At 47.1% G+C, this 7,184-nt stretch carries 6 protein-coding genes and 1 pseudogene; 5 read left to right on the top strand and 2 right to left on the bottom strand.

The features are described 5' to 3' along the window. Nucleotides 1–2: 2 nt before the first annotated feature. Both Q4Q52_RS21420 and Q4Q52_RS21425 read right to left on the bottom strand, forming a co-directional pair. The gene (locus Q4Q52_RS21420; protein ID WP_311991640.1) at nt 3–1,235 is read right to left on the bottom strand and encodes an efflux RND transporter periplasmic adaptor subunit; all 1,233 of its coding nucleotides are present in this window, start codon (nt 1,233–1,235) and stop codon (nt 3–5) included. A 468-nt stretch (nt 1,236–1,703) separates the two neighbouring features. After that, complete coding sequence (locus Q4Q52_RS21425; RefSeq protein ID WP_311991641.1) at nt 1,704–2,483, bottom strand: TOBE domain-containing protein; 780 nt, start codon at nt 2,481–2,483, stop codon at nt 1,704–1,706. 205 nt (nt 2,484–2,688) lie between these two features. Here Q4Q52_RS21425 and modA point away from each other — a divergent pair, with 205 nt between their 5' ends. The 5 genes and pseudogenes from modA to Q4Q52_RS21450 form a co-directional block, all read left to right on the top strand. Further along, a complete protein-coding gene (gene modA, locus Q4Q52_RS21430) occupies nt 2,689–3,480 on the top strand; it encodes a molybdate ABC transporter substrate-binding protein (RefSeq protein WP_259521157.1) in 792 nt (263 codons plus the stop codon). Beyond that, complete coding sequence (gene modB / locus Q4Q52_RS21435; RefSeq protein WP_311991643.1) at nt 3,476–4,189, top strand: molybdate ABC transporter permease subunit; 714 nt, start codon at nt 3,476–3,478, stop codon at nt 4,187–4,189. Before modA ends, modB begins: the two co-directional genes overlap by 5 nt. Further along, nucleotides 4,183–5,268 carry a molybdenum ABC transporter ATP-binding protein ModC gene (modC, locus tag Q4Q52_RS21440; RefSeq protein ID WP_311991642.1) on the top strand — a complete coding sequence of 362 codons (1,086 nt, stop codon included), beginning with the start codon at nt 4,183–4,185 and terminating at the stop codon, nt 5,266–5,268. Before modB ends, modC begins: the two co-directional genes overlap by 7 nt. A gap of 238 nt (nt 5,269–5,506) precedes the next feature. Further along, complete coding sequence (locus Q4Q52_RS21445; protein ID WP_131525884.1) at nt 5,507–6,790, top strand: site-specific integrase; 1,284 nt, start codon at nt 5,507–5,509, stop codon at nt 6,788–6,790. Nucleotides 6,791–6,917: 127 nt separating this feature from the next. Then, nucleotides 6,918–7,184 (top strand): annotated as a pseudogene (locus Q4Q52_RS21450) (hypothetical protein); the annotation flags it as partial.

The following is a 7,184-nucleotide window of genomic DNA, read 5'->3' on the forward strand; positions in this document are numbered from 1 at the left end:
TGTTAAAACCTCACGCTAGGTGGACGACGGAATTTGCTGCTGCCATCATCAGCGGACGGCATGCCAAGCACGACTTGATCGCCCTCCTTCAAACCCGCGATGATTTCGGCATTGATTTTGTTGTTTATCCCCACAGTGACATCCACATATTGCACTTGGTTATCGACTAGTACAGGCACTTGATATTGCGGGCCACTGCGTGCTTTACGCTCGCCAGACTTAGCCTCTGGCGTCGCGGATTTCTCCCTCGGCTTTATACGCAATATCTGCGCAGGCACTAATAGCGCATCATCGGCCTTAGCTAACACTATGGACACCTGCGCCGTCATGCCGATACGCAAGGTGCGGTCAGGGTTTTCAACATCGAACAGCCCATGGTAATAAATGGCGTCTGAGTCGCTAGAGCTCATATTGCTATCGTCGCCATCCATCGAAATTGGTCCAGGTTCAATCGCCCTTAAGATGCCACGGTAGGGATGATTCGGCTTGCCAAGAACCGTGAAATACACGGCTTGACCCGGATGGACATTGACGACATCGGCTTCTGAAATCTGCGCTTTAACTGTCATGGTATCGAGCTGCGCCATTTCCACTATCGTCGGCGTCGTTTGATTGGCGTTAACGGTTTGCCCCACTTCCACCGCCGAATACACCACAGTGCCGTCCATAGGTGCGGTGATTTTGGTATAACCTAAATCGATTCGGGCACTGTCGACGTTAATCTCAGCCTGTTGTTTTTGCGCTTCTAATTGCTCAAGCTCGGCTTGATAAACCGTTAGATTAGCATCGGCCACTTCATAATCGGCACGGGAACTGGCCTTATCGGCAAGCATTTGCTGCTGGCGGCTAAATTCCAACTTTGCTTGACGGATCTGCGCCTGTTTGGCACGGAACTGAGCATTGATACTTTTGAGTGATGCGAGGGCATTCTTCAAATTATTCTGCTGCGCTAGACTGTCAATTTGAGCAATCAAATCGCCTTTCTTTACTTCATCGCCCAGTGCCAGCGGCAAACTTAAAATTTGCCCCGATACCTGCGCGCCCACACTCACCAGTTTAGAGGCCTGCAACATGCCATTGGCCAACACTGAGTTTTCGATATCGCCACGGCGCACCGCTTCAGTCACATAGGTAGGTGCCGTTTCAGGCTTATGCCACATAAAATAAGCACCGCCAATCAGGAGGATTAAGCCGCTTAACGCGAGCAGCAATTTACGCTTTGAGGATTTTTTCATCGGTATTGTCGTGTCCATCAATGCTAAAGACAGCAAGCATGCATCTTGCTAAGGAACTGAAATTGTTCCAACAGTATATAGAGTTAGCCAAAGACAGTAGACGAAGGAAGTGTCGTTAACAGGTAAAGATTTGCAAATATCTGTGTAAAAATTTGCAAGGGAAGCACGGCTGAGCATTAGGTAGCAATGCCGATTTAGTGCGATACCAAATCGTTAGGCGGTAAATTGTAGGGGTTCGACGTTCTATGATTGTGCCACTTGCGGTAGCTCTGCCATGCAAACGAATCTAGATATACAAACTTCATTTAATTCTTTTTCAAGAAAGATCAAGGTCGTGGGGTGAGCCTTATGACTTTGATGTCGATTTAAATACAAAAACGAACGATCCCATTCGACAACAATAACGCCAAGTACTGGCCATTCTCAGTGAATAACCCAATGATTAATCGAATCAATCACTCAATTCGACTAATTCATGCTGGCGAGGATCACCTGCGTGGCATCAAAACAGGCAAAACATGGCTCGCCGACAGCCAAACTCTGCATTTGGGTGAGTGGCATCACTGAATAGATGATGTCTTTACCATTAATATCTATGGCTAATTCGGCCTTATCACCAAGCTCAGTCACACTCAGCAAACGGCCGCTGAGGCAATTTTGCCCATCCAGTTCACAGGCATGTGTCGTTGCCCGTACCGCGGGGGCTTTAAACAGTAACAACACAGATTTATCCAAGGCTAACTGTAAGCGCTCGCGGCTCGAATGGGTCACTGAAATCTGAATCTGTTGCCCGCCCGCTAAGGTCACGCTGATCTTGTCATTTAATCCAAATGAATCAATGCTATTGATACGCCCCGTTAACTGATTGCGGGCGCTAGTATTGAGGGAGAAATGCGCCATCACATCCAATAAACTGTGCATATCGACGGACTCATCGAGCAAGGCAGCCAAAGCCATTTCTTGTACTTGGGAGGTGATGGAATACACCTTAAGCAACCGTTCGCCAAATTCGGTGAGTTTAGCGCCGCCACCGCCTTTGCCGCCCTTTTCGCTACACACTACGGGTTCGGGCATGGCGGTGTTCATCTCATTGATCGCGTCCCACGCCGCTTTATAACTGATCCCCGCAAGCTTGGCGCCTTGGCTGATCGAGCCTGTGTTGGCAACCTGCTCAAGCAGGCTTATCCGCCTAGGATTGGCGAAGGGCTTATCCCCGAGGGAAAGCGTAAGTAATGCATGTAAATCCATCGTTTATCCCGCACCCAAGTCTGACTTGAGCCCTATTGTCCTCCATCACCTTGAGGATACCAATAAGATTGCCGAGATATTTCAGCGGATTAATGCCATTAATCCGCAAGAAACCGCACACAGATCACGAATTGATTGCTTAGAGCTTGAATAATCGATATATAGATTGGTATATAACGATTACTTTTTATCACGGAGGAACACAATGAAATCCATTCACCTTAAGCAATTACTGCGTTTTACCACGGCTTCATTATTCACAATGGTACTGACATCTAGCCCAATTTTTGCGGCAGACAATGAGCAAGTGACTGTTTTTGCAGCGGCATCGCTCACCAATGCACTTAACGAAATCGGCCAGCAATATGAAAAAGAACACAATACTAAGGTGATATTCTCCTTCGCCTCTTCCTCAACACTGGCAAAACAAGTGGCCAATGGTGCACCCGCCGATCTGTTTGTCTCGGCCAATCAAAAGTGGATGGATTATCTGGTCGATGCTAAAGCTGTCGATGTTAACAGCCGAAAAACCTTGTTAAAAAATACCTTAGTCTTGATTGCCGAGAAAAATAGCCCCATCACAGAGGTGGTGCTCAATGGCGATTGGGATATCAAAACCGTATTAAAAGGCAGCCGTATGGCAGTTGGCGATCCTGATCATGTGCCCGCAGGACAATATGCCAAGCAAGCCCTCGAAAATCTCAAGCTGTGGCAAGCTGCTGAGCCATTACTCGCCCGCGCTAACAATGTCCGCGCCGCACTCGCCTTAGTTGAACAGGGTGAAGCGCCGCTAGGCATAGTGTATTCAACCGATGCGAAAGTCGCCCAGAAGATCAAAATCGTGGCCACCTTCCCAGAGACGAGCTACAGCCCAATTGAATACCCTATCGCCTTAGTCAAACAAGAATCGACGGCAAGCGCCAAAGCGTTCAATGAGTATCTGCAAGGCCCAAGCGCAAAAAATGTTTTTGAAAAATATGGCTTTGGAGTGAATTAGGGTGCTGAGTGGTTCTCTACTAAGCGACTATGAAATTGCCGCACTGCTGCTCAGCTTAAAGGTGTCATCCGTTGCCGTTATCGCCAGTTTACCCTTGGGCATTTTATGCGCTTGGTTGCTGGCCAGAGTCGAGTTTCCTGGCAAGGCTATATTCGACAGTGTGCTCCATCTACCACTGGTGTTACCGCCCGTGGTAGTGGGTTACCTCCTGCTGATCAGCATGGGCCGCCAAGGCTTTATCGGCCAGTGGTTATTTAATTGGTTTGGTATCAGTTTTAGCTTTAGTTGGCGCGGTGCGGCCCTCGCGGCGGCGATAGTATCTTTCCCGCTGATGGTCAGAGCCATACGCCAATCCTTTGAAACCGTTGATATTCGACTCGAGCAGGCCGCACGCACTTTAGGTAGCAGTAGATGGCGGGTATTTCTCACCATCACACTGCCGCTTACCTCTCCAGGGATAGTGTCGGGGATGATTATCGCCTTTGCTCGCAGCCTAGGGGAATTTGGCTCGACCATTACCTTCGTTTCTAATATCCCAGGTGAAACCCGTACGATTCCGCTCGCCATGTACTCTTTTATTGAAACTCCGGGAGCCGAATATCAGGCCATGCGTCTATGCATTATCTCGATCGTTATCGCGCTCGCGTCTTTACTCGCCTCCCAATGGCTGAGTAAAAAAGCCCTGCAGAGGACGGCAAGCGTATGTTAACAATCAATATTGAAAAACGGCTCGGACAACTGCAACTGAAAGTCGATACCCAATTGCCATTGCAAGGCGTGACCGCCGTTTTTGGCCGTTCGGGTGCGGGTAAAACCTCGCTCGTGAACCTACTCGGTGGGCTTTCAACCCCAGATTGCGGTGAAATCCGCCTCGGTGACAAACTGCTTTATCAACAAGGCAAAGTGAACCTTCCCCCAGAGAAACGCCATATTGGCTATGTATTTCAAGAGGCACGGCTGTTCCCGCACTATAGCGTGAAGGGCAATCTCAACTATGGAGTACGTAAAACTAATCCAGTGTTATTCGATAGAATTGTGCAGTTACTGGGAATTGAAAAACTGCTCAGTCGCTATCCCAGTACGCTATCGGGCGGTGAAAAACAACGGGTTGCCATTGGCCGTGCCCTGCTGACATCGCCCGATATGCTGTTGATGGATGAACCGCTAGCGTCACTCGATTTACCCCGTAAACGCGAGTTGTTGCCCTACCTGCAAACCTTAACGCAGGAACTAAAACTGCCGATAGTGTATGTGAGCCACAGCCTAGATGAGATCTTACAACTGGCGGATTATATGCTGGTGTTGCATCAGGGAAAATTGATCGCCCAAGGCTCTTTAAGTGAAGTGTGGAATAGTGAGCAAATGCGCCCTTGGGTGCCATTGCAGGAACTCAGTTCACTCCTCAGTGCTAAGGTTGCCGACAGACATCCCGACTACCCCATGACGCGACTCGTGATGGATGATGGAAACTATTTGTGGGTAAGCGGCTATCTGACTGAAACGACAAAGAAACTCAAAGTGCGTATTCAGGCAAATCATGTCTCGGTTTGCACAGAGGTTCCCAAAGGCTCAAGTATCCGCAACCTACTAAAGGGAAAAATTAAAGACTTATATCCCAGCGATAACGGCGAGCAAATCCAATTAAAAATCGCCCTAGGCCGCGATGAACTTTGGGCCAACATCACCCCATGGGCCTGCGATGAACTGCAACTCACTCATGGAAAAGCGATTTATGCACAAATCAAAGGCGTGACTATGACGCAAATGGATATCGCCGAATCCCACTAGCTCACCCTAAAGCACCGAGCAAAAACCAAATTTCAGGCACAAAAAAACCGACTCTAGGTCGGTTTTAGTTCCTTCATCAGAAGGATTTGGTACCAGTGGCCAGACTCGAACTGGCACGCTTTTAAGGGCGGGGGATTTTGAAAAGATAGTGCTTAAAACCACTTTTATTTTTCAGCAAGTTACGGCATCATTATCGCACTTTGCAAATTCTTTGCAAAACCCACATCAGACTCTGACCATGAGCAAACAACTCGAACGACACGATATCTCAGACGAATTATACGTCTACCTGCAAGACAATAGCGAACGTTGGTACGCGCGGATTAAAGTTGCTGGCAAGTGGATTGCCAAAGCGACTAAACAAAAGGAAAAAGAGAAAGCCATAGCCATGGCTCACCGCCTACAAATGGAATTCGAGTTCATGGCTGAACGTGGCCTTTTTGTTAGCTCCAAACGTTTTCGTGATGTGGCAGATAAAGCCATTAAGGCTATGCAACAGTCTATCGACAATGGTAAGGATATCGAGAAGTACACGACTTATATGCAGGTACTTCGCAAGTATCACATCCCCTTTTTCGAACGCATTTACATCACCTCTATCGACAGCGATAAGCTACGTGAATTTGATAAATGGCGAATAGAGCAATTCGGCCGTGAGCCAGCAAAGTCGACGCTACTGAACCACAATGCCGCTATGCAGCTAGTGTTCAAAGAAGCCGTTGACCAAAAATGGATGCTGGCAGCTCAAGTGCCATCATTGTCGACTAAAGGGGCGGGCTCACAACGGCGAGCGCATTTTTCACATGAAGAATATGAAAAGGCATTCGATGCCGTATTAGCACTTGAGCAAAATAGCCGTAAGGAGAAAACCCGCCAAATTCGTGAGCTACTCATCGATTACATGGAGTTTGCGGTCTATACAGGTATTCGACCTGGGACTGAGATGGAAAACCTTACGTGGGGTGACATTCAAATGGAGTCCAAGGAACACGATGTTGTTTTTTCTATTACGGTTACCAAAGGTAAAACGGTTAAGCACACAGGCACAAGGGAAGTGATATGTCGCGATGAAATCTTTTCCAGTGTTAATGCATTGCGTGACAGATTCCCGAACAGGAAACCTTCTGACAAGCTGTTTCGCTTAGCTGATGGTTCAACCACCAATGAATTGGGTAAAGCTTTTGAAAAAGCCATATCCGAAGCAGGTTTAAAGTCATCTCCGCATGGCGTTAGAACACTTTACTCATTACGCCATACCTACATTACGTGGCAACTGATGTCAGGCAACGTCAGCATGGAAGTGTTGGCTAAACAATGTGGCACCAGCATTGCCATGATTGAACAACACTACAGCCATGTGACACCAAAGATGTACAGCAAAGAGCTGTCAGGTGTTGACCTTGGTAAGGGTGGCCCCGTAGCAAAAGAGAAAAGCATCACTCGGAAGAGAATAATTGACACTAAGCGTTCGGCACTCTTTAAAGAGTGGCACCTCAACTATAAACAACGTGGTTGTATTTAACTCAGAATTAGCATTTGATGCCTAAGTACAGGAGACACCTGCAACACTGAAAAATATCAAAAAGAAGCTTTTTAAAAGGTAACTGTAAAACTAAGATATAACTCCCTATTTTGACAGAGGATGTCATATGAAAACAAAACTAAAACATCTCAGGCCTTACCTTAAGTACTTATTATTTTCTGCTTTAATGGTGAGTTCCAATGTCAAATCCGAGATATATAAATGTGAAATGAATGGAGTAACTTCATATTCAGATGAGCCCTGCGGAAATAACTATCAAACTACAGAGTACGCAACACCATCCAAAATAACATTTAAATATGGTGGTTCCGGTTGCCCCTCTAGTTCGTCATGGATTAAATTCATGGCGCTTGCCAAAAAGGAGGATTACGTG

The sequence above is a fragment of the Shewanella sp. SP1S2-4 genome (genome assembly GCF_031932075.1).
GTDB lineage: Bacteria > Pseudomonadota > Gammaproteobacteria > Enterobacterales > Shewanellaceae > Shewanella > Shewanella baltica.

Coding starts and splice junctions, on each gene's coding strand:
- Q4Q52_RS21420 (WP_311991640.1), bottom strand. CDS start 1,235: ATGAAAAAATCCTCAAAGCGTAAATTGCTGCTCGCGTTAAGCGGCTTA.
- Q4Q52_RS21425 (WP_311991641.1), bottom strand. CDS start 2,483: ATGGATTTACATGCATTACTTACGCTTTCCCTCGGGGATAAGCCCTTC.
- modA (WP_259521157.1), top strand. CDS start 2,689: ATGAAATCCATTCACCTTAAGCAATTACTGCGTTTTACCACGGCTTCA.
- modC (WP_311991642.1), top strand. CDS start 4,183: ATGTTAACAATCAATATTGAAAAACGGCTCGGACAACTGCAACTGAAA.
- Q4Q52_RS21445 (WP_131525884.1), top strand. CDS start 5,507: ATGAGCAAACAACTCGAACGACACGATATCTCAGACGAATTATACGTC.